The sequence below is a fragment of the Paraburkholderia sp. ZP32-5 genome, assembly GCF_021390495.1.
Classification (GTDB): domain Bacteria; phylum Pseudomonadota; class Gammaproteobacteria; order Burkholderiales; family Burkholderiaceae; genus Paraburkholderia.
Genome location: NZ_JAJEJP010000001.1, coordinates 1953119 through 1972287, shown reverse-complemented (window position 1 = coordinate 1972287; position 19169 = coordinate 1953119). Strand labels below are relative to the sequence as shown.

Annotated in this window: 16 protein-coding genes and 1 tRNA gene; 10 read left to right on the top strand and 7 right to left on the bottom strand. The window is 63.6% G+C overall.

Features of this window, described 5'->3' with window-relative positions:
- Positions 1 to 7 precede the first annotated feature (7 nt).
- Entirely contained in the window at positions 8 to 967 is a 960-nt protein-coding gene (locus L0U82_RS08345) for a 2-hydroxyacid dehydrogenase (RefSeq protein WP_233829900.1), read from the top strand.
- A gap of 427 nt (positions 968 to 1394) precedes the next feature.
- On the top strand, positions 1395 to 2414 hold the full coding sequence (locus L0U82_RS08340) for an SGNH/GDSL hydrolase family protein (RefSeq protein ID WP_233829897.1): 1020 nt from the start codon (positions 1395 to 1397) through the stop codon (positions 2412 to 2414).
- 22 nt (positions 2415 to 2436) lie between these two features.
- Here the strand turns inward: L0U82_RS08340 and L0U82_RS08335 are convergent, their stop codons facing one another.
- Together L0U82_RS08335 and L0U82_RS08330 are read right to left on the bottom strand one after the other, a co-directional pair.
- Positions 2437 to 2808: a hypothetical protein gene (locus tag L0U82_RS08335; protein ID WP_233829896.1), complete on the bottom strand. Its 372-nt coding sequence runs from the start codon at positions 2806 to 2808 to the stop codon at positions 2437 to 2439.
- 154 nt (positions 2809 to 2962) lie between these two features.
- Positions 2963 to 3049 (bottom strand) — tRNA-Leu (locus L0U82_RS08330).
- A gap of 228 nt (positions 3050 to 3277) precedes the next feature.
- On the opposite strand from L0U82_RS08330, the gene L0U82_RS08325 reads away from it, so the two are divergent.
- On the top strand, positions 3278 to 4138 hold the full coding sequence (locus L0U82_RS08325) for a squalene/phytoene synthase family protein (protein WP_233833180.1): 861 nt from the start codon (positions 3278 to 3280) through the stop codon (positions 4136 to 4138).
- A 192-nt stretch (positions 4139 to 4330) separates the two neighbouring features.
- Here the strand turns inward: L0U82_RS08325 and L0U82_RS08320 are convergent, their stop codons facing one another.
- From L0U82_RS08320 to L0U82_RS08310, 3 genes are all read right to left on the bottom strand, one after another.
- Entirely contained in the window at positions 4331 to 5608 is a 1278-nt protein-coding gene (locus tag L0U82_RS08320) for a DUF1501 domain-containing protein (protein ID WP_233829894.1), read from the bottom strand.
- A gap of 99 nt (positions 5609 to 5707) precedes the next feature.
- On the bottom strand, positions 5708 to 7360 hold the full coding sequence (locus L0U82_RS08315) for a DUF1800 domain-containing protein (RefSeq protein WP_233829892.1): 1653 nt from the start codon (positions 7358 to 7360) through the stop codon (positions 5708 to 5710).
- A 209-nt stretch (positions 7361 to 7569) separates the two neighbouring features.
- A complete protein-coding gene (locus L0U82_RS08310; protein WP_233829890.1) occupies positions 7570 to 7896 on the bottom strand; it encodes a hypothetical protein in 327 nt (108 codons plus the stop codon).
- A gap of 227 nt (positions 7897 to 8123) precedes the next feature.
- Between L0U82_RS08310 and ompR the strand changes: the two genes are divergently transcribed.
- The 3 genes from ompR to L0U82_RS08295 all read left to right on the top strand — a co-directional run bounded on the left by ompR (position 8124) and on the right by L0U82_RS08295 (position 11012).
- Complete coding sequence (gene ompR, locus L0U82_RS08305; protein ID WP_006048917.1) at positions 8124 to 8858, top strand: osmolarity response regulator transcription factor OmpR; 735 nt, start codon at positions 8124 to 8126, stop codon at positions 8856 to 8858.
- A 196-nt stretch (positions 8859 to 9054) separates the two neighbouring features.
- The gene (locus L0U82_RS08300; protein ID WP_233829888.1) at positions 9055 to 10404 is read left to right on the top strand and encodes an ATP-binding protein; all 1350 of its coding nucleotides are present in this window, start codon (positions 9055 to 9057) and stop codon (positions 10402 to 10404) included.
- 59 nt (positions 10405 to 10463) lie between these two features.
- Positions 10464 to 11012: a peroxiredoxin gene (locus L0U82_RS08295; protein WP_233829885.1), complete on the top strand. Its 549-nt coding sequence runs from the start codon at positions 10464 to 10466 to the stop codon at positions 11010 to 11012.
- A 25-nt stretch (positions 11013 to 11037) separates the two neighbouring features.
- On the opposite strand, the gene ispF is transcribed toward L0U82_RS08295, so the two are convergent.
- Both ispF and ispD read right to left on the bottom strand, forming a co-directional pair.
- Positions 11038 to 11517, bottom strand: coding sequence for a 2-C-methyl-D-erythritol 2,4-cyclodiphosphate synthase (gene ispF / locus L0U82_RS08290; protein ID WP_233829884.1), 480 nt, complete (start codon positions 11515 to 11517; stop codon positions 11038 to 11040).
- A gap of 121 nt (positions 11518 to 11638) precedes the next feature.
- Complete coding sequence (gene ispD / locus L0U82_RS08285; RefSeq protein WP_233829876.1) at positions 11639 to 12352, bottom strand: 2-C-methyl-D-erythritol 4-phosphate cytidylyltransferase; 714 nt, start codon at positions 12350 to 12352, stop codon at positions 11639 to 11641.
- Positions 12353 to 12472: 120 nt separating this feature from the next.
- On the opposite strand from ispD, the gene mfd reads away from it, so the two are divergent.
- The 4 genes from mfd (at position 12473) to mscL (ending at position 19148) form a co-directional block, all read left to right on the top strand.
- Positions 12473 to 15955 carry a transcription-repair coupling factor gene (gene mfd / locus L0U82_RS08280; RefSeq protein WP_233829873.1) on the top strand — a complete coding sequence of 1161 codons (3483 nt, stop codon included), beginning with the start codon at positions 12473 to 12475 and terminating at the stop codon, positions 15953 to 15955.
- A 280-nt stretch (positions 15956 to 16235) separates the two neighbouring features.
- Positions 16236 to 17471, top strand: a complete 1236-nt coding sequence (gene argE / locus L0U82_RS08275) for an acetylornithine deacetylase (RefSeq protein WP_233829872.1) — start codon at positions 16236 to 16238, stop codon at positions 17469 to 17471.
- Between the two features lie 94 nt (positions 17472 to 17565).
- A complete protein-coding gene (locus L0U82_RS08270; protein WP_233829871.1) occupies positions 17566 to 18600 on the top strand; it encodes a threonine/serine dehydratase in 1035 nt (344 codons plus the stop codon).
- 101 nt (positions 18601 to 18701) lie between these two features.
- Positions 18702 to 19148: a large conductance mechanosensitive channel protein MscL gene (mscL, locus tag L0U82_RS08265; protein ID WP_233829870.1), complete on the top strand. Its 447-nt coding sequence runs from the start codon at positions 18702 to 18704 to the stop codon at positions 19146 to 19148.
- Positions 19149 to 19169: the final 21 nt, after the last annotated feature.

Here is a 19169-nt window from a genome sequence, read left to right as displayed (position 1 = left end):
TCTTCGCATGATCGATCGTTCTTTGCCCGCCCGGCCGCCTGGCCGCGTGCTGTACCTCGGCGATTTTCCAGCCGCGACGCAGACGCTGTTCGCCGATGCGTTCGAACTCGTCTCGCCGGCCGATCTCGACGCCACGCCGGCACTGCGCGAGCAGGTGCGCGCGATCGTGCTGCGCTCGGCCTTCAAGGTGCCGGCCGTGCTGCTCGATAGTCTGCCGGCGCTCGAAATCGTCGCGTTCTGTGGCGTCGGCTACGACGGCATCGATCTCGTCGATGCCGCGGCGCGCAATCTCGTCGTGACGAACACGCCGGAGGTGCTGAACGCGGCGGTCGCTGAACTTGCTCTCGGCCTTACGCTGTGCGCGCTGCGCCGCCTGCCGCAGGCCGACCGCTTCACGCGCGCGGGCCACTGGCAGAACGGCATGTTCCCGCTCGCGACGAGCCTCGCGGGCAAGCGCGCGGGCATCGTCGGACTCGGGCGTATCGGCCGCGAGATCGCGCGCCGGCTCGCGGCGTTCGATGTCACCTGCGCGTATCACGGGCCGCGCGACCAGCACAACGAGTTGCGCTATTTCGCGGATGTCGTCGAACTCGCGCGCGAATCGGATCTGCTCGTCGTCTGCTGTCCGGGCAACGCGCAGACGCGCCATCTGATCAATGCACGCGTGCTCGACGCGCTTGGCCCGCAAGGCACGCTCGTCAACGTCGCGCGCGGCTCGGTGGTCGACGAGGCAGCGCTGGTCGACGCGCTGCGCGATGGGCGCATCGGCGGCGCCGCGCTCGACGTCTACGCGCACGAACCGCTCGAGCGCGACTCGCCGCTGTTCGCATTCGACAACGTGGTGCTGAGCCCGCACATCGCCAGCGCGACGCACGAGACCCGCATGCGGATGGCGGAACTCACGCGCGACAACGTGCTGCGCCACTTCGCTACCGGGCACGCGATTACGCCGGTCGCGCTGCTGTAGAAAACCGCGCGTGGAACGCAAAAAGGGCCGCATACGTTGCCGTATGCGGCCCTTTCTTCCTTCATGGTGCGTGAGGCCGGACTCATAACCTTGATAGATGGGGCTTTGCGGAGCGCCGTGGGGAATCGCTAGGGAGGAATTCTGCAATTTTCGACGGGCCCGGGCTGAAGGATAAGACGACTGACACGCTGACCTATGACGAGGCGATCGCGCGGAACGACCGGATCGTCGACTGGTTGCGCAAGCGCATGGCGCGGTATGAGCAGACGCGCAGCTGACTTCTCGCCCAGGGCGGCCGCCGTCCCTACCGTATAATGCCACTCGCCCAAATATGAGTGCCACGAATGGGCCAAGAAAAACGCCAGGTTCGCTCGTCAGAGAGCGCGGCCCACGCTCGATACGAAAATATTAAGCACTTGAAGGCGGCATGAAGAAAGTACTTTTTTTGGGATTCAGCGTAACCGAGCAGCGCTGGTCGTACGCTTATGAGCTGAAGGACCGGTGGGAGAATAGCGGGTTTGCCCACGTATCGATTGTGGCGCTAGGAGGCTTTCAGCCAAGCTCTGCCCTCCATTACTTAGAGGAAGTCCTAGCCCGCGACTTCTACGATACCGTCGTCCTCGAGGTGAGCACATCCAACTGGCGAATTGGATCGAACCGCCCCATTTCATTTGGCTGGCCCCTGCGATATCTGGTGGAGTCCGTGCTCCGCGCTGGAGCCAAGCCAGTCTTCTTATGCCTGCCACGAACTGGCATCGATTACTCTGCAGACCTTGCCACGGACGTCACCCGCGAAGTGGCAAACGAGTACGGCGTGCCTCTGCTCCAACTAGATGTGGAGATGGCCGGAAATGGAGTCCTGGAGAAGATGCACCCCGATGGCATACACCCGACGCCAGAAGGTGCGAAATGGACTGCGAACAGGATTGAAGATGAGTTAAAGGCACTCATAGCCAGCGAACGGCCTTCATTCAAAAATGAATACTTCTTCCAACCGAATACATTCTGGGTTGAGAAGTTGCTCCCCTCCACTGCGCCTGATGATTATCGAATCGATCGGGGCGGATACCCTTCGAACTGTGCGTCGATAACTCCAAACAAAGTCCGCTATTTTGATGTTGGGCGGGAGATAACGGTATTTGGCATCATGATTGGGCACTGCCCGACCGGTTCTAAAATAACGATGATTGCCGACGGCGGAATTTCGTGGACGGCACTAGCATACGACGAATTCTGCTACTACCAGCGCATCACTGTCAGGCAGACCCCAGAATTCACGGCGCGCACTTTTGCTTTCACTGTATCGAGAGACCTTCCTGACGTTAAGCTCGCGAAAGGAGAGCCATCGCAAGACGATCGATGCGTCCCTGTCCTTGGGCTCAACGCGAGAAACATGGACGCATTTAAACCCGCCTTCATGAGATTGCAACGCCAGCGGTACAAATAAATATTGGGATCGTGGTGCAGGCTCAGTGGCGCAACGATTCTAAAGGGCGCGCGCCTGCCGACCGGTTAGCTACCCCGGTAGATGTCGCCTTGGGCGCCGGGTGATAGTGTGTAATCTTGCTCGGTGCCCGGCGGCGCTGGAGCAAGAATCGGCGCAGCGATTCAGGCCGCGAGCCGCGTTTGTCGGGGATGATTTCTTCGTCGTAGCGTTCGAGCATCTGGCGCAGCGTATAGCGCGCGGCCGGGCTTTTGCCCTTTTCCTGCCGGATCGCATGTTCGCGCGCGGCCGCCCACGCCTTGGCTTCGCGCCGCGTGCAGAACGTCTGCGAGTCGCGCTCGCCTTGCACGTAGATCTGGGCGCGCCAACCTTCCTTGTAGGCGGTAATGGAAGCCATCGTGGGGAACCCCGTGCGTAGAATTTGGGGAGGCCATTCTACACTCTTCCCCAAAACCTGTAGTCTTATGCCTGCCCGCAGGGGAAGCGGCTTGCTGTTAAGCCCTTGTTTCCACATGATTCCCATGGAAATAGAGAATCATGTTTATCGCTAGTGGTGCGTGAGGCCGGACTCGAACCGGCACGCCCTTGCGGGCGTCAGGACCTAAACCTGGTGCGTCTACCAATTTCGCCACTCACGCGAATTTCGCGCGCTCAGGATCGCGCAATCAGCATGCGCCCAAAAGCGTAAGCGCGAGATTCTAACTGATTGATTCGCGCTTGTCTGCATCTGCCGGCCTGTGTGCGGGCGGTGCCGATGCTACAATTTTCGGCTCGACGCGAAGACGCCACGCGAAGCTGCCACGATAGGCACCCAATGCATGCGCAGCGCGCCTTCGCCGCCCGTCCTTCCCCATACACCCAATCCCGTGAATTTCGACGACTATTGCCAGCAGAAAGCGGCGCCGCCTGGATCGAGCACCTACTATGCGCTGCGCGAAGCGCGCGCGGCCAGCCGGCCGCTGCTGACGGCGCTGTTCGCATTGCGTCGTGAGTTCGAGGAAACGGTCAAGGAAACCAGCGATCCCGCGATCGGCCGCACCAAGCTCGCGTGGTGGCAAAAAGAGATCGCGTCGCTCGCCGCCGGCTCGCCGTCGCATCCGGTCTCCCAGGCACTCGCCGCCCATCTGTCCGACGTGCAGACCGAATATCCGGCGTTGCAGGCGCTGCTCGACGGCTTCGAAATGGATCTGGACCAGGCGCGCTATCTCGACTATCCGAATCTGCGGCGTTATGTGGGCGGCGTCGGCGGTAACTTCGCGTCGCTTGTCTCGCGGGCGGCGGCGAATGGTGCCGCAAGCGGCGCGGCGAACAGTGCAGTGGACGGCGCGGCGCAACCGGCGGATTGGGCCGCGTCGCTCGGCGAAGCGCTGATGCTCACGCAATTCGTCGCCGAAACGGGCAACGACGCGCGCCATGGCCGTATCTATATTCCGATCGACGAGATGCAGCGCTTCAACGTCACGGCCGCCGATCTGATCAACCGCAAATACACCGACGCGTTCACCGAGCTGATGCGCTTCGAATCCCATCGCGCGCGCGATGCGGTGCGGGCCGCGCTCGCCGCGATGCCCGCGCAGGCGCGCCGCGCGCAGCGCACGCTGATCGCGCTGGCGGCGCTGGCGTTGGCGTTGCTCGATGAAATCGAACGGGACGGCTATCACGTGCTGCATCAACGCATCGCGCTGACGCCGATCCGCAAGCTGTGGATCGCGTGGCGCGCGAAATAAGGGCGATGCAGGTGTAAAAGCGCGGGCGCAATGCACGCGAAAACGCAGGTGCAAGCTCAGGTGTGGAACAACCGCGAAGCGGACGCGCTACACAAGTCCACTGTCGGTCACTACGGCTGCTCTACCGCCTCGCGCAAAATGGCAAGCCGGCCACGCACCGCGCTCAAGACGACGCGTCGCTCGAGACCACCATCAAGCACGCAACAACGGCAACGGCTCGAATCGCTGCCGCAGAATCGCCGCTGCATCGAGTCCCCACCACGGCCCCAGCACCGTCGCATAAAGCTGACGGAAATCCACGCCGACCGGCAGATTGCCGTTGCCGTCGAGCCGCGCCAGCACCGGCGACACGCCATACAAGCCGCCCTGTACGCGCCCGCCCGCGACGAAATGCGGCGCCACGGTGCCGTGATCGGTGCCGTTGCTCTGGTTCTCGCGCGGCCGACGGCCGAACTCGGCGTAGGTCATCACCAGCGTGTCGTTCCAACGTCCCAGTTCGACGAGCGCCGAGCGCATCGCCTCCAGACCTTCCGCGAATTGGCCGAGCAACGCAGCCTGCTGAGCCGGCTGGTTCTGGTGCGTATCGAAACCGTTCAGTGTCAGGCGGATCACCGCGACGCCCTGCCCGCTCAGCGGCTGCGCTTGCGGCGCGCCGGCTGACGGGCTTTTCTCCAGCACGTCGCACGCGGCCAGCACCTGCATCGCCGCTTTGATCGAGCTGCCGAACGCGCCGCCAGGAAACGCAGTTTTCAATTGCGGCTGTCCCCGCGCCGGACGCAAACGGTCAGCCGCTCGCACGATGTCGTTCTCGACCTCGAGAATATGCGCGAGCGCCGGATTGCGTTCGGGCAGCGATACCGGCATCGCGAGCCGCGATGCCCTGACGAACTGCACGGGATTGACGAGTGCGATCGCCCGCGCGCCGTTCGCGAGCGGTCCCATTTCGGCGCTGCCGATCACGACGCCATCGGCCGCGAAACCGGCGGGCACGGGCATGGCCGCAAACGCGCGAGTGAGCCAGCCTTCGCGCAAGTACTCATCGGAGCGCGACGCGGTATCCCAGATTTCGATCGAACGAAAATGCGACAGATTGGGCTGCGCGTAGCTGACGCCCTGCACGATCGCCAACTGACTGCTTTGCCACAGCGGCAGCAGCGGCTGCAGCGCCGGATGCAGCGCGGTGCTTTCGTCGAGCTGAATCGCCTGGTCGCGGTGGATGCCGATGTTTCTGCGCAGCGTGTAATAGCGCGGATCGGCGAACGGGATCACAGTGTTCAACCCATCGTTGCCGCCCTTCAGTTCGATCAGGATCAGCAAGTTGCCGTAACCGTGGCCCGAAGAGGCGGACACGATCGATGCATCGCTCGAAGCGCTCTGCGCGGGCGCCTCGTTGCCCGCGCCTACCGCGTGGGGCAACCACAGCGACGCGCCAGCGGCTGCGCCCATCGAAAGAAAGCTGCGTCGTTTCATCCCGCACCTCGTTGATGCTTGTGTTTGGTCCAGGTCGTACCCGCGCGTGGCTTGCCGTTTTCCACGGCGAGCCCGCGCTAATGTTTTCGACTCTCCCGGCTACTTCAATTGATAGGCCGGGTCCATCAGCAGCGCTTCGAGATACGCGCTCGCGGTCGAATCGGTGGCAATCGCATCGACCGGCGTGAATGGCAAGACCGCGTGTTGCAACTGCAATTCAGTCGATAGCCCCGGCTTCGCGGCCGGCGAAGTGTTGTAGAGCGCGAGCCACTGCGCGATATCGAAGCGTACGCCACCTTGAGCCGTGCGCGCCATCGCGTGCTGCGGCGACCAATTCGCCGGACTAGCAGGCATGGGTCGCGCATCGCCTGCCATCTTCGTCGCGTGCGCCGGCTCGTTCATCCGCGCGGGCTTCGCGGCCTCGGTCGCGCGAAACAGCTGCTCGACGAATTGCTTGCGTTCAAGCAACGTCGAACTGTTGATCCACGTCGCGCTGCCGGGCCATCCTCTGACGGTCGGCGGGTAGAACAGGTTCTCGCCGAGCGCGCGAATCCGCGCGGCGAACGGCTCGGTGTCGTCATAGGCGATCGCGAACGCGCGCACCGTGCCGACGACGAACTCGACCGGCGACTTCACGAGCACGCCGCGGTTCTCGTCATCCCAGAACGCGTCGCTCGACAGCAGCCCGCGCAACACCACCTTGATGTCGTAGCGACTCGCGCGAAACTGCGCGGCGATCGGCTCGATGCGCGCCGGGTCCGGTGTATCGGAGACGAATTCGCGCCACAGTTTGGTCGTGACGAACGTCGCGGTCTCGGGCCGTGCGAGCAGGATATCGAGCACCTGGTCGCCATCGAATGGACCGGTTTGACCGAGCACCGTCTTGTCGCCGTCGTCATGCTGATTCGCACGCCACACGTAGGTCTGCGTATCGGGATCGAGACTCCACCCGGTGTACGCGCGCGCGGCCTCGGCCACGTCGCGCTGCGTGTAATGCCCCTCGCCGAGCGTGAACAGTTCCATCACCTCGCGGGCGAAATTTTCGTTCGGCTTGCCTTTGCGATTGCTCGCGCCATCGAGGTATTGCAGCATCGCCGGATCCTTCGCGACCGCGTGCAGCATCGCGCCGAAATCGCCGAGCGCGTGCCGGCGCAGCAGCATGTTCTGTTGCGCGATGGGCTGCGCGAACTGCACCTTGTCCTGCCCCGACGTGAAGTGGTTGTGCCAGAAAAGCGTCATGCGCTCGGTCAGCGGCGAAGGGGTCGTCAGCATCTCGTGCACCCACCACGCGCGTAATAGTTCGTAACGCCGACTCCGCTCGAGTTGTTGCTCACGACGCAGCCCCGGCACCAGGGTATTGCGCTCGGCGCGTGTCGGGATCGGGGCGGATACCCAGTCGGGCGGCGGCACGACAGACTCGGTGCGCGCTGTCGAGAGCAGCTTGTCGACCGCCTGCTCGCGCGTGAGTCCCACGTATTGCACAAGCTCGGTGTGATTGGGTGCGAAGCCGGTACGGGTCAGGAAAAAGCGCGCGTCGTCGAGGTCGAGCAGGCTCTGTGCGCTTTCCGCCTCTGCTGTTGTGGCGGTTGAGGCCGTTGCACCCGAGCCCTGCGCTCGATGTCCGGCCTGCCCAGCACGCGGCTCGCGCTGCTGCGCGAAAGCGGAGGTCGCGTGTTGAAGCACCGCGGCCAGCGCGGTCGCCGAGACCGTGAACCATGGGCCGCCTGTAACACGTCGAGGGAGTTTTATCATCGCTGATCCGGTTGTCGCGATCTCGCAGGTCGCAGCGCTCGCGCGGATGGAGTGCGCTCTTGATTGCGCTTACGCTGGCGGCTCAACGGCGCGGAGCGGCAAGCCGTTGACGTTGAAGATGCAACGGGATTTTTCACGCGCCGGGATCCGCGTGACAGAAGCGTTCAAGGTGTGGGATGTACACGCGCCTGACAAGGCACGCGCGGAGACTACCGCTTGTACAGCTCGCGGACGGCGTCTTCGATGTGCTGGCGCAGCAGACGCCGCTCTTCGGGCGTCATATGGCCGTCGCGGCGGCGTTGATCGAGATCGGGAGGAACCGCGGTGCGCAGCATCACGTCTGAAGCAGGGTGATCGGCGCTGGGATTGTGGTGATTGACCCTGGCATTGCTGGGGTGGGATGCATGCTCGTTCGCGAGTCGGTCGGCGGACGGCTGGGCATGGGCGAGCGTCGGGCTCAGTGAGCCTGCGAGTGTACTGGCAACCGCCAGTGCAATCACGCTTAGGCGCACATTTGGCCAAACCCCTCCCTTCATGTTGTTCCCTTCGTGGCGCGGCAACCGGCTACCTCAGATGCGTATTCAAACCCCGGTAACAGCCGGGTGCGAGAGATTTTTCGAGTGAAGTATCCACCGAACAGCCGCATTCAGTAAAGGAGTCTAAACGCGCATACTTTACGTCGGGCCACAGCGCGGGTAAATTTTGTAACCGACTGTAACCCCCGAAATGGTGTAACCGCGCACCACTTTCTAATCGCGCTAAGATGCCGACCATGGAAACCAAAAACCCATCGAAAATCCTCGTCGTCGACGACGACCCACGCCTGCGCGATCTGCTGCGCCGCTATCTCGGCGAACAGGGCTTCAACGTCTATGTCGCCGAAAATGCGCCGTCAATGAACAAGCTCTGGGTACGCGAGCGCTTCGATCTGCTGGTGCTCGACCTGATGCTGCCCGGCGAGGACGGTCTGTCGATCTGCCGCCGCCTGCGCGGCAGCAACGACCGCACGCCGATCATCATGCTGACGGCCAAGGGTGAGGATGTCGATCGCATCGTCGGCCTCGAAATGGGCGCCGACGACTATCTGCCGAAGCCGTTCAATCCACGCGAGCTGGTCGCGCGCATTCACGCGGTGCTGCGCCGTCAGTCGCCGTCCGAACTGCCGGGTGCGCCGTCCGAAACCACCGAGGTATTTGAGTTCGGCGAATTCGCGCTGAATCTCGCCACCCGCACGCTGACCAAGGCCGGCCAGGAAATTCCGCTCACCACCGGCGAGTTTTCGGTGCTGAAGGTGTTCGCGCGCCATCCGCGTCAGCCGCTGTCGCGCGAAAAGCTGATGGAGCTCGCGCGTGGCCGTGAATACGAAGTGTTCGACCGCAGCCTCGACGTGCAGATCTCGCGTCTGCGCAAGCTGATCGAACCTGATCCGGGCAGCCCGCGCTTCATTCAGACCGTGTGGGGTCTGGGCTACGTGTTCATCCCCGACGGAGCCGCCTGAGTTGCGCTCCAGCATGTCGACCGGAGTAGGTGCTTCGGCTGTCGACCAGAGTGTGCGCTTCAGTTGTCGACCGGGGTTCGCGCGTCAGCGCGCGACTCCGGTCGCATGCAAAGCAGCTATGCTGGTCTCAAGCAAAGCACCGGCTCCGGTGTCACGCAAAATCGTCGCTGTCTTTGACTTCTCATAAGAAGGGCCCATGCGGATCGACCGGCGCCTCCTGACGCTCGCGTTCGGCGGCCTTTTCTGGCGGACCTTTCTGCTGATCGCGCTGCTGATCGCAGTCAGTCTCGCGGCGTGGTTCCAGAGCTTTCGCGTGATCGAACGCGAGCCGCGCGCGCAGCGCGTGGCGCTGCAACTCGTCGCGATCGTCAAGCTCACGCGCACCGCGCTCCTCTATTCCGATCCCGACTTGCGGCGCGCGCTGCTGCAGGATCTGGAGAGCAATGAAGGGGTGCGCGTCTATCCGCGCGAGGCCACCGATAAATACAAACTCCAACCCGACGAATCGCTGAATCGTCTGATCGAGCACGACATCCGCGGCCGCCTCGGCGACGACACCGTGATCGCGCAGAGCGTGAACGACATCAACGGCGTGTGGATCAGCTTCAAGATCGACGACGACGATTACTGGGTCGCGCTCGATCGCGATCAACTCGATAACGCAACCGGTCTGCAATGGGCCGGCTGGGGCGTGTTCGCGCTGGCGCTGTCGCTGTTCGGCGCGGCGTTCATCACGAGTCTGGTGAACCGGCCGTTCGCGCGTCTGGCGATGGCCGCGCGCAAGGTCGGCTCCGGGCAGTCGCCTGAGTCCTTGCCCGAGCGCGGCATGGGCGTGGCCGCCGAAACCAATCGCAGTTTCAACCAGATGGTGCGTGATCTCGAACAGCTCGAAGCGGACCGCGCGTTGATGCTCGCGGGCATCTCGCACGATCTGCGCACGCCGCTCGCGCGGCTGCGGCTCGAAACCGAAATGAGCCCGTCCGATCAGGCGACCAAGGACGCGATGGTCGACGACATCGAACAGATGGATATGATCATCGGCCGCTTCCTCGATTACGCGCGGCCGGTGCAGCGCGTGCCGGAGCCGGTCGATCTGTCGATCATCGCGGGCGAACTCGCCGCGCGCATGCAAAGCGAGGACAGCATGCGGCTCATTACGCGGCTCGCGCCTTCCGCGGTGATCGAGGCCGATGAAACCGACATGCGCCGCGTGGTCGGCAACCTGCTGGAGAACGCGCGCAAATACGGCGGCAGCGAAGGCGATGGCGTGCCGCACGTGATACTGGAGACGCGCGTCTCGCATTCGCGTGTCGAACTCTCGGTGGTCGACGAAGGCCCCGGTATTCCCGAAGACCAGCTCGCGCTCGTCACGCGGCCGTTCTACCGCGTGAATTCGGCGCGCACGCAGGCCAACGGTACGGGCCTTGGCATGGCGATCGTGCAGCGGCTCGTCGCGCGTTATCGCGGCGCCTTGCGTCTGCGCAACCGCTCGCCTGGGCCGGGGCTCGAAGTCACGATCGAGTTTCCGCTTGCCAAGGGCGCGTGATAACGGCGCATAGTAAGGCGACGTCCTGAACGCACGTGGATCGACGAAGGAGCACCCGCATGAAAACCGTTGGCGATAAACTCGAAGCGTTCACCGTCACCGCCGCCAAACCGGGCTTCAATCATCCGGAAGAACACGGCGTGTCGGCGTTCATCGATATCACCGAGCAGTCGTTTCCGGGCAAGTGGAAAATCATCTACTTCTACCCGAAGGATTTTTCGTTTATCTGCCCGACGGAAATCGTCGAATTCAGCCGGCTCGTCAAGGATTTCCAGGACCGCGAGGCGGTGGTGCTCGGCGGCAGCGTCGACAACGAATTCGTCAAGCTCGCATGGCGCCGCGAGCACCCGGACCTCGACAAACTGAATCACTACTCGTTCGGCGACGTGAAAGGCGAGCTGATCGATCAGCTCGGCGTGCGCGACCTGGAAGCAGGCGTCGCGTTGCGCGCGACCTATATCGTCGATCCGGACAACACGATCCAGCACGTATCGGTCAATAACCTGAACGTCGGCCGCAATCCGGAAGAAGTGCTGCGTATTCTCGATGCGCTGCGAACGGACGAACTGTGTCCGTCCAATCGCGCGATCGGTGGCGCGACACTGTAGCGCACGCCGCCTCGTAGAGAACTGCTCAGTTTTTGACCAGCAACACCGCGGCCTGCGCCTCGATCCCCTCACCGCGGCCGAGATAGCCAAGCTTCTCGTTCGTCTTCGCCTTGACGTTGACGCGCTCGATCGGCAAGCCAAGGTCCGCGGCGATATTCGCGCGCATCCCGTCGATATGCGGCGCGAGCTTCGGCGCCTGCGCGATTATGCTGCTATCGACATTGCCGATCGCAAAACCCGCCGCCTTCACGCGCGCGACGCATTCGCGCAGCAGCACGCGGCTATCCGCGCCGGCGAACTTCGCGTCGGTATCGGAGAAATGCCGGCCGATATCGCCGAGCGCGGCGGCGCCGAACAGCGCGTCGGTAATCGCGTGCAGCAGTACGTCCGCATCCGAGTGGCCGAGCAGCCCGCGTTCATACGGAATCGTCACGCCGCCGATAATCAACGCGCGTCCCGGCACCAGCGCGTGCACGTCGTAACCTTGCCCAATTCTGAAATCCATTTGCGTCACGTCCTCGAGTCCTGAAGCCTTTAAAGCCTTGCATCAGCGCCGCGGATTCGCGCGCCGATATTGAAATCGTTGAATCGTCCAGCAGCACGGTCGCGCAGCGGCGCACCACGCATCACGAAGCGGCCGGCCGGCTCAGAATCGCCTCGGCCAGATCGAAATCTTCCGGATACGTGACCTTGAAGTTGCGCAGGCTGCCCTGCACGAGCTTCGGCGCATGGCCCGACCATTCGATCGCGCTGGCCTCGTCGGTCAGATCGTGACCGTCGGCCTGCGCGCGCAGGATCGCCTCGCGCAGCATGCCGATGCGGAACATCTGCGGCGTCTGCGCCTGCCACAGCCCATCGCGCGCCTCGGTGCGGGCGATGCGGCCATCGGCGGAGGCGCCGTCGATGCGCTTTAACGTATCCGCGACCGGCAGCGCCATGATGCCGCCGACCGCCTCGTCCTTCAGCGCGCCGATCAGCGCGCGGATCAGCGCGGGCGTGATACCGGGGCGCGCCGCATCGTGCACCAGCACCCAGTCGTCGTCGTGCGCGCCGAACTCGGCGAGCGCATGCAAGCCATTGAGCACCGACGCCTGACGCGACGCGCCGCCCATGCGGCGCACCGCGAAGCGCAGCCCGCCGAAGCGGCGCGCGTCGAAATGCTGGTCATCGGGAGCGATCACGACGAGGGTCTGCGCAAATTCCGAGCAGGCGTCGAAGGCGGCGAGCGAGTAATGCAGCATGTCGCGGCCGGCGACAGTGCGATATTGTTTGGGCATCGCGGCACCGGAACGGCTGCCGGTGCCTGCGCACGGAATCAGGGCGAATAGGCGGGAAGTCACGAGTGCGGATGCCGCGAAGTCAAAGTAAAGGACGGATTTTATAATAGCTGCTTCGCCATCCGCGCCCGCACCCGCGTAAACTTGCCCGTCACGTGTAGCCCGAGCCGCTTTTTCTCCTTTATGCCCGATACCGCCGCATCCTCGCAGTCCTCCCCGCCCGTCGCGCTCGTCAAGGCCGGCCAGCGTTTCGCCTTCGACGGCACGCGCGGTTCGTCCGACGCGCTGCTGATCGCCCGCTACCACCTTGCATACCGCGAGAAGATGCCGCTGCTGGCGGTCGTCTGCGAAAACGCCGTCGACGCGCAGCGGCTGTCGCAGGAAATCGGCTATTTCGCGCCCGACGCGCGCGTGCGCCTGCTGCCCGACTGGGAGACGCTGCCCTACGACACGTTCTCGCCGCACCAGGACCTCGTCTCCGAGCGCCTCGCGACGCTGCACGATCTCGGCGAGGGCCGCTGCGACATCCTGCTGGTGCCGGCCACCACCGCGTTGTACCGGATGCCGCCGGCGTCGTTTCTGGCAGCCTACACATTCTCGTTCTCGCAGGGCGAGCGGCTCGACGAAGCGAAGCTGAAGGCGCAGTTGACGCTCGCCGGCTACGAGCACGTGAGCCAGGTCGTACGGCCGGGCGAATACTGCGTGCGCGGCTCGCTGCTCGATCTGTTCCCGATGGGCTCGCCGCTGCCGTACCGGATCGATCTGTTCGACGACCAGGTTGATTCGATCCGCGCATTCGATCCCGACTCGCAGCGCAGCCTGTACCCGGTCAAGGACGTGCGGCTGCTGCCGGGCCGCGAATTCCCGTTCGACGAAGCCGCCCGCACCGCGTTTCGCAGCCGCTGGCGCGAGACCTTCGAAGGCGACCCGAGCCGCGCGTCGATCTACAAGGACATCGGCAACGGCGTGCCGTCGGCGGGCATCGAGTACTACTTGCCGCTGTTCTTCGAGGACACGGCCACGCTGTTCCACTATCTGCCGGAAGGCTCGCAACTCGTGTTCGCCGGCGATCTGGATGCAGCGATCCGGCGCTTCACCAACGACACGAAGCAGCGCTTCAACTTCCTGTCGCACGATCGCGACCGGCCGATTCTCGAACCGCAGCGGCTGTTCCTGTCGGATGAGGATTTCTACATCCTCGCGAAGCCGTTCGCTCGGCTCGCGCTGCCCAGCAACGGCGACGGCGCGTGGTCGCTGGCGCTGCCGAACCTCGCAATCGACCGTCACGCGGACGATCCGGTCGCCGCATTGCGCGCGTTTCTCTCGACCACGCCGAACCGCGTGCTGTTCGCCGCCGAATCGGCGGGCCGCCGCGAGACGCTGCTGCAACTGTTCGCCGACAACCAGCTGAAACCCACATCGGCCGACAGCTTCGCCGACTGGCTGAAGAGCGACGCGCGCTTCGCGCTCGGCGTCGCGCCGCTCGCGAACGGCTTCGCGGTGCCGGGCGACGGCGTCGCGATCGTCACCGAAACCGAGTTGTATGGGCCGCTCGCGCGACGCGCCGGACGCCGCCGCCAGGAACAGGCGAGCAACGTCGATTCGATGGTGCGCGACCTGTCCGAGTTGAAAGTGGGCGACCCGGTCGTGCATTCGCAGCACGGCATCGGCCGCTATATGGGCCTCGTCACGATGGATCTCGGCGAAGGCGACACCGAGTTCCTGCATCTCGAATACGCGGGCGACAGCAAGCTGTACGTGCCGGTCGCGCAGTTGCACGTGATCTCGCGCTATAGCGGCGCCGATCCGGAAAGCGCGCCGCTGCACTCGCTCGGCTCGGGCCAGTGGGAAAAGGCCAAACGCAAGGCCGCGCAGCAGATCCGCGACACCGCGGCCGAACTGCTGAATCTGTACGCGCGCCGTGCCGCTCGTTCGGGCCATGCGTTCGCGCTCGAACCGAAGGATTACGTGAAGTTCGCCGAGAGCTTCGGCTTCGAGGAAACGCCGGACCAGGCCGCCGCGATCGCGGCCGTGATCGGCGACATGACGAGCGGCAAGCCGATGGACCGGCTCGTGTGCGGCGACGTCGGCTTCGGCAAGACCGAGGTCGCGCTGCGCGCGGCGTTTATCGCGGTGATGGGCGGCAAGCAGGTCGCGCTGCTCTCCCCTACCACGCTGCTCGCCGAACAGCACACGCAAACCTTCAGCGACCGTTTCTCCGACTGGCCGGTGCGGATCGCCGAGCTGTCGCGCTTCAAGTCGACGAAAGAAGTGAACGCGGCAATCCAGCAGATCAACGAAGGCTCGGTCGACATCGTGATCGGCACGCACAAGCTGCTGTCGTCGGATGTGCAGTTCAAGCGGCTCGGGCTCGTGATCATCGACGAGGAACACCGCTTCGGCGTGCGTCAGAAAGAGGCGCTGAAGGCGCTGCGTGCCGAGGTCGACGTGCTGACGCTGACCGCCACGCCGATTCCGCGCACGCTCGGCATGGCGCTCGAAGGCCTGCGCGATTTCTCGGTGATCGCGACCGCGCCGCAGAAGCGCCTCGCGATCAAGACCTTCGTGCGGCGCGAGGAAGACAGCGTGATTCGCGAGGCGATGCTGCGCGAGCTGAAGCGCGGCGGCCAGGTGTACTTCCTGCATAACGAAGTCGAGACGATCGAGAATCGCCGGCAGATGCTCGAAGCGCTGGTGCCCGAAGCGCGCATCGCGGTTGCGCATGGTCAGATGCACGAGCGCGAACTCGAACGCGTGATGCGCGACTTCGTCGCGCAACGCGCGAACGTGCTGCTGTGCACGACGATCATCGAAACCGGTATCGACGTGCCGAGCGCGAACACGATCCTGATCCATCGCGCGGACAAGTTCGGCCTCGCGCAGTTGCATCAGTTGCGCGGACGGGTCGGTCGCTCGCATCACCAGGCGTACTCGTATCTGCTCGTGCACGATCCGCAAGGCTTGACCAAGCAGGCGCAACGCCGGCTCGAAGCGATCCAGCAGATGGAAGAACTCGGCTCGGGCTTCTATCTGGCGATGCACGACCTCGAAATTCGCGGCACCGGCGAAGTGCTCGGCGACAAGCAGTCAGGCGAGATTCACGAGATCGGTTTCCAGCTGTACACCGACATGCTCAACGATGCGGTAAAGGCGCTGAAGGAAGGCAAGGAGCCGGACCTCACCGCGCCGCTCGCGGCGACCACCGAAATCAATCTGCACACGCCGGCGATTCTGCCCGCCGACTATTGCGGCGACGTGCAGGAGCGTCTGTCGCTGTACAAGCGGCTCGCCAATTGCGAACACAACGATTCGATCGACGGCATCCAGGAAGAGCTGATCGACCGCTTCGGCAAGTTGCCGCCGCAGGCACACGCGCTGGTGGAAACGCATCGTCTGCGGCTCGCCGCGAAGCCGCTCGGCATTTCGAAGATCGATGCGGCCGAGGCGGTGATCGGCCTGCAGTTCATCCCGAATCCGCCGATCGACGCGATGCGAATCATCGAGATGGTGCAGAAGCACAAACACATCAAGCTCGCGGGCCAGGACAAGCTGCGTATCGAAACGCGCAGCCCCGATTTCTCGGTGCGGGTCGCAACCGTCAAGGAAACGTTGCGTGCGCTCGGCACGCCGAGCCGCGGCACCGCGGCACAGGCGCCCGCACGCTGAGTGGCGGGAGCGCGGTTTGCTGCGTGAGCCGCGGGCGTGGCGGCGGTTTGCGATTCGCGCAAGCCGTGCGATTCGCGCGTTTGGGCGGCAACGTATCGATCCGCGAACGCATTGCACCGGTTGTTCGTGCAACCACTTTTCAGCTGCGAAGAAAAACGAGGGACGTCCCCTCGTTTTTCGCTTGAATGCTGCGCTGCGCCAATACGAGAAGAGCTTACGGACACCCTGACACGAATTCTTTTGGGATATGATCGAAAGACTCAAATGCCGGAGTCCAGTCATGTCTCACGTCGCTGAAACAGCGCAATCTACGCAGTCGCCGTCCTCCTCCGCATCTCCCGTTTCTCCTGTTTCTCTCCCCTGGATCACCCGCCTCGTGTCGATCGACACCGTGAGCCGCAATCCGAATCTCGGTCTGATCGAAACTGTGCGCGACGAGCTGCGCGCGGTCGGCATCGACGCGACGCTTACGCACGGCAATGGCGGCAAGTGGGCGAACCTGTTCGCCACGGTGCCCGCGCACAACGGCGAGACCAACGGCGGCGTGGTGCTGTCGGGTCACACCGATGTGGTGCCGGTCGACGGCCAGCAATGGGATAGCGATCCGTTCAAGCCGGAAGTACGCGGCGACAAGCTGTACGGCCGCGGCACCTGCGACATGAAAGGCTTTATCGGCGCGGCGCTCGCGATGGTGCCCGAGATGCAGCGCACGAAGCTCGCGAAACCGATCCACTTCGCGCTGTCGTTCGACGAGGAAGTCGGCTGCGTCGGCGCACCGCTGATGATCGCCGATCTGATGAAGCGCGGCGTGAAGCCGGATGGCTGCATCGTCGGCGAACCGACCAGCATGCGCCCGATCATCGCGCACAAGGGCATCAACGCGTACCAGTGCTGCGTGCGCGGCCAGGCCGCGCATTCGTCGCTGACGCCGAAGGGCCTGAACGCGATCGAATACGCGGCACGGCTGATCTGCTACATCCGCGATATGGCCGATCAGTTCCGCGCGCAAGGCCCGTTCGACGAGCAATACGACGTGCCGTTCAGCACCGCGCAGACCAGCACGATCATCGGCGGCAACGCGATGAACACGGTGCCGGCCGAATGCAAGTTCCAGTTCGAATTCCGCAATCTGCCGACGCTGGACCCCGAGTCGATCTTCACGCGCATCGATACGTACGCGCGCGAAACGCTGGTGCCGAAAATGCTGCGCGAGCATCCGTCGGGCGCGATCGAGATCACGAAGATCGCCGCGGCGCCCGGGCTTGATGCGTCCGAACAGGCCGCGATCACGCAGCTCGTGCGCGCGCTCACCGCCAATCAGGACAAGCGCAAGGTCGCGTACGGCACCGAGGCTGGGCTGTTTTCGAACGCGGGCATTCCGAGCATCGTCTGCGGTCCCGGCGACATCCAGCAGGCGCACAAGGCGAACGAGTTCGTCGAACTCGAACAGCTCGCTGCCTGCGAACGCTTTTTGCAGAAGTTCATCCACAGCATGTCGGTCGAAGCCGCGAAATAAGCTTGCGAAGCGATACCGTTGGCGCGCGCAGTCGCACGGAAACTGCGCGCGCCCAAACGGGTCTCAGCCATATCGACGACTCGGGTATCACGCCATGTCAACCGCCGCCCCACAGCATACCGACCACACGATCGACGGCGAGCCGATCCCCACGCTCGACGACATCGCCGCGCAGCATTTTGCGTTGACGCCGTGGGTCGCGCGAACGCCGGTGTTCGACCGGCTCGATTTTTCGTCGCTGCACGGCACGGTGGTGAATTTCAAGTTCGAACTGCTGCAGGCCGGCGGCAGCTTCAAGGCGCGCGGCGCCTTCACGAATCTGCTCGCGCTCGACGACACGCAAAAGAGCGCGGGCGTCACCTGCGTATCGGGCGGCAATCACGCGGTAGCGGTCGCCTATGCGGCGATGCGGCTTGGCCTGAGCGCGAAGGTCGTGCTGTTCAGAAAGGTGAATCCGGCGCGCGTCGCGCTATGCCGCGAGTACGGCGCCGATATCGTGTATGCGGAAGACCTCGCCGAGGCATTCGAGCTGGTACGCCGTATCGAAGCCGAGGAAGGCCGTTATTTCGTGCATCCGTTCAACGGCTATCGCACGGTGCTCGGCTCGGCCACGCTCGGTTACGAATGGGCGACCCAAACGCCCGATCTCGAAGCGGCGATCGTGCCGGTCGGCGGCGGCGGCCTCGCGGCCGGTGTCGCCACCGCGCTGCGGCTCGCCAATCCGAACGTGCATGTGTATGGCGTCGAACCCGAAGGCTCGGACGTGATGAGCAAGAGCTTTGCCGCCAACCATACGGTCAAGATGGGCCATATGCACAGCGTCGCCGATTCGCTGATGTCCCCGCACACCGAGCAATACAGCTATGAGCTGTGCCGCCGCCATATCGATCAACTGGTCACGGTTTCCGACGACCAGTTGCGCGCGGCAATGCTGATTCTGTTCGAGCAGTTGAAGCTCGCGGTCGAACCTGCTTGCGCGGCCGCCACCGCCGCGCTGCTCGGACCGTTGCGCGAGCGCCTGCATGGCAAGCGCGTGGGCGTGCTGCTGTGCGGCACCAATACCGACCCGGTCAGTTTTGCCGCGCATCTCGAACGCGCGCGTCATAGTGAGTCACAGTTTCCCCGTTAGTGCCCGCCTGTATCAAAGCATGCTGTTGCATTGCGTAAAGCACTAGCCTATCCGTCTCAGATTGGTATCATTTTGCTATTCATATCTGAGGAGGTGCTTCTATGAGCATGGTCAAGGAATTTAAAGAATTTGCTCTCAAGGGCAACGTGATGGATCTCGCCGTTGGTGTGATTATCGGCGGCGCATTTTCCAGCATTGTCAATTCAGTGGTTAAAGACCTGATCATGCCGGTCGTCGGGCTCGCCACCGGCGGCCTCGATTTCTCCAATCTGTTTATTCGCCTCGGCCATATTCCGGCAACTTACAAAGGCAATCCCGATTCGTATAAAGATCTGCAAACGGCTGGCGTCGCGGTCATCGGCTACGGTTCGTTCATCACCGTGCTGATCAACTTCATCATTCTCGCGTTCATCATTTTCCTGATGGTCAAGTTCATCAACAATCTGCGCAAGCCGGAGGCAGCCGCACCGGCCGAGCCGCCGCCCACGCCGGAAGACGTGCTGCTGCTGCGCGAGATTCGCGACACGTTGAAGAACTCGCCGCGTTAAATGTGAATCGAAGATCCGGCA

Coding starts and splice junctions, on each gene's coding strand:
- L0U82_RS08345 (WP_233829900.1), top strand. CDS start 8: ATGATCGATCGTTCTTTGCCCGCCCGGCCGCCTGGCCGCGTGCTGTAC.
- L0U82_RS08340 (WP_233829897.1), top strand. CDS start 1,395: ATGAAGAAAGTACTTTTTTTGGGATTCAGCGTAACCGAGCAGCGCTGG.
- L0U82_RS08335 (WP_233829896.1), bottom strand. CDS start 2,808: ATGGCTTCCATTACCGCCTACAAGGAAGGTTGGCGCGCCCAGATCTAC.
- L0U82_RS08320 (WP_233829894.1), bottom strand. CDS start 5,608: ATGAAACGACGCAGCTTTCTTTCGATGGGCGCAGCCGCTGGCGCGTCG.
- L0U82_RS08315 (WP_233829892.1), bottom strand. CDS start 7,360: ATGATAAAACTCCCTCGACGTGTTACAGGCGGCCCATGGTTCACGGTC.
- L0U82_RS08310 (WP_233829890.1), bottom strand. CDS start 7,896: ATGAAGGGAGGGGTTTGGCCAAATGTGCGCCTAAGCGTGATTGCACTG.
- ompR (WP_006048917.1), top strand. CDS start 8,124: ATGCCGACCATGGAAACCAAAAACCCATCGAAAATCCTCGTCGTCGAC.
- L0U82_RS08300 (WP_233829888.1), top strand. CDS start 9,055: ATGCGGATCGACCGGCGCCTCCTGACGCTCGCGTTCGGCGGCCTTTTC.
- L0U82_RS08295 (WP_233829885.1), top strand. CDS start 10,464: ATGAAAACCGTTGGCGATAAACTCGAAGCGTTCACCGTCACCGCCGCC.
- ispF (WP_233829884.1), bottom strand. CDS start 11,517: ATGGATTTCAGAATTGGGCAAGGTTACGACGTGCACGCGCTGGTGCCG.
- mfd (WP_233829873.1), top strand. CDS start 12,473: ATGCCCGATACCGCCGCATCCTCGCAGTCCTCCCCGCCCGTCGCGCTC.
- argE (WP_233829872.1), top strand. CDS start 16,236: ATGTCTCACGTCGCTGAAACAGCGCAATCTACGCAGTCGCCGTCCTCC.
- L0U82_RS08270 (WP_233829871.1), top strand. CDS start 17,566: ATGTCAACCGCCGCCCCACAGCATACCGACCACACGATCGACGGCGAG.
- mscL (WP_233829870.1), top strand. CDS start 18,702: ATGAGCATGGTCAAGGAATTTAAAGAATTTGCTCTCAAGGGCAACGTG.